This is a genomic window from Rubripirellula obstinata (assembly GCF_001642955.1).
GTDB lineage: Bacteria > Planctomycetota > Planctomycetia > Pirellulales > Pirellulaceae > Rubripirellula > Rubripirellula obstinata.
The window spans coordinates 1-1,824 of sequence record NZ_LWSK01000264.1; the positions used below are offsets into that span (position 1 = coordinate 1).

At 57.3% G+C, this 1,824-nt stretch carries 3 protein-coding genes; 2 read left to right on the top strand and 1 reads right to left on the bottom strand.

The genetic code is table 11. The features are described from left to right. The first annotated feature begins 53 nt into the window (after nt 1-53). Nucleotides 54-236 carry a hypothetical protein gene (locus RC85_RS28070; protein ID WP_149753518.1) on the top strand — a complete coding sequence of 61 codons (183 nt, stop codon included), beginning with the start codon at nt 54-56 and terminating at the stop codon, nt 234-236. A 793-nt stretch (nt 237-1,029) separates the two neighbouring features. Then, on the top strand, nt 1,030-1,416 hold the full coding sequence (locus RC85_RS28075) for a hypothetical protein (RefSeq protein ID WP_149753200.1): 387 nt from the start codon (nt 1,030-1,032) through the stop codon (nt 1,414-1,416). A gap of 99 nt (nt 1,417-1,515) precedes the next feature. Here RC85_RS28075 and RC85_RS25610 read toward each other — a convergent pair. Continuing rightward, on the bottom strand, nt 1,516-1,824 hold a 309-nt coding region (locus RC85_RS25610; protein WP_238383242.1), incomplete at its 5' end, for a hypothetical protein.

Consider the following 1,824-nt stretch of genomic DNA (forward strand, 5'->3'; position numbering starts at 1 on the left):
GCTGCTCGCCGAAACTTGCTTGAACGCCCGCTCTTTGTTACGCTTTCATCACGGTGATTGTCACCCACAGGGACGAAGTCCGCGCCGCCGGACCGTATCGCATGGGTGTATTGCGGATAACCATTGCATGCACCGGAGTGGCGGCCGCACACTTTTCTCTCTGCTTGCACGTCAAATCCCGCCACCTCGGTGATGCATACCGTTATCCGACTGAAAACGCTCCTCGTAATCCATGAACACGAATAGCACTAAATCCCCTCGAACCCCACGCGGAATTCGCCTCCTTCTGCGTTGCGCCCTCTGTGGTCCTGTCCTCTATGTTGGCTCGTTCTTCGCTTTCCGGATGTTTCGCACGTATCCGTTCTCGCTAGCCCCTGCTGATACCCCTGAGCACAATTTGGTTGTGTTTAGTCGTAACCCCAAAGCACAAGAGTTTGCGACGGCTTTCTACCGACCACTAATCTTGTTGACACCTTCCAACTGCCACTACCCAACTGCGGCTGAAATGGCTAGGCTGAACGACGCGTTCCCGAGCAAATGATTGGACAACACAGCTGCTGCATCTGGGCTGGCGGCGTCCCGCCGTTGTTTTCCCGCACGGGTTTCATGCTCGATGGTGGGTGGCGACGTTCCGTCGTTGTTTTCCGCTCTCGCGGTCTATGCTCACTGGCGGTCCGCCTCGCATACATGCTGACGGATAACCATGGGATGCACCGGAGTGGGGCTTGCACGCGTTTCCTGATGGTTGCCTTTTCCGTCCCCACCCGGTGATCCCGACCGTTATCCGACTGAGCCGCGGACACTTGCTGCCTTCCTCACGCCCTGCGGGGCATCTCCAACACGCGACCAAAACCGAAGTGCCGACTGCCCTGCGGGGCATCAACCGACGCCCGAATTCCAATGCTCAATCAATGCTGACGTGCCGGATGCACTGCGTGGCACCAACCAACGCCTGCCCTTGGATACTCGATTTACTGCTGCTCGCCGAAACTTGCTTGACCGACCACTAATTGCTACGATCTACACAAGGTGATTGTCACCCACGAGGACGAAGTCCGCGCTGACCGATCGTATCGCACTGGTGTGTTGCGGATAACCATTGCATGCACCGGAGTGGCGGCCGCACACTTTTCTCTCTGCTTGCACGTCAAATCCCGCCACCTCGGTGATGCTTACCGTTATCCGACTGAGAGCCGCGTAGGAATGGACACCAACATCCGCAATTGCCCATCTTGCGATACTCCTACCGACGGATCAGCTTCATACTGCACCGCTTGCGGGTTCGGGAACAACGGAAATGATCGCCCACGAATCTTGTTTGCTCTCGCGGCTGCTGCCCTGCTCGCAGTCATGCTCCTGGCGGTTGCCCTGCTCTTGGTTGCGTTCATCTGGCGGGGTCTACGCGGGATGGGCTGACACCTTCTTGCTCGAACTCCGCTTCAAAGCTTTCCCCTTTGCTTGCACGCCCGGCGACGACGTACCGTATCGGCAGCGATCTTCCTTGGTCACGCATTTTCACTGATCGCCGCCGATACGGAACGTCGTCGCCTCCAAGGTGGTTTCCACCGCAACTACGTAGCCAACGCCTGATGTCACGGGCGACCGCATTGGAACGTTTTTCCCTGATTCAACCCTCTGCGGTAACGTCAAATTTGCCGACGACGATTGATTTTGTCCCTTCCGGGCCATCATCGTCGGCAAATTTGACGTAACCGCAATCCCTTCGTTACACTGGCGTTCCGACTGACCGCCTCGCAGGTGGCGGTCACCAACGTAAACATGATCGCGGATAACCATGGGATGCACCGGAGTACGGCTTGCGCG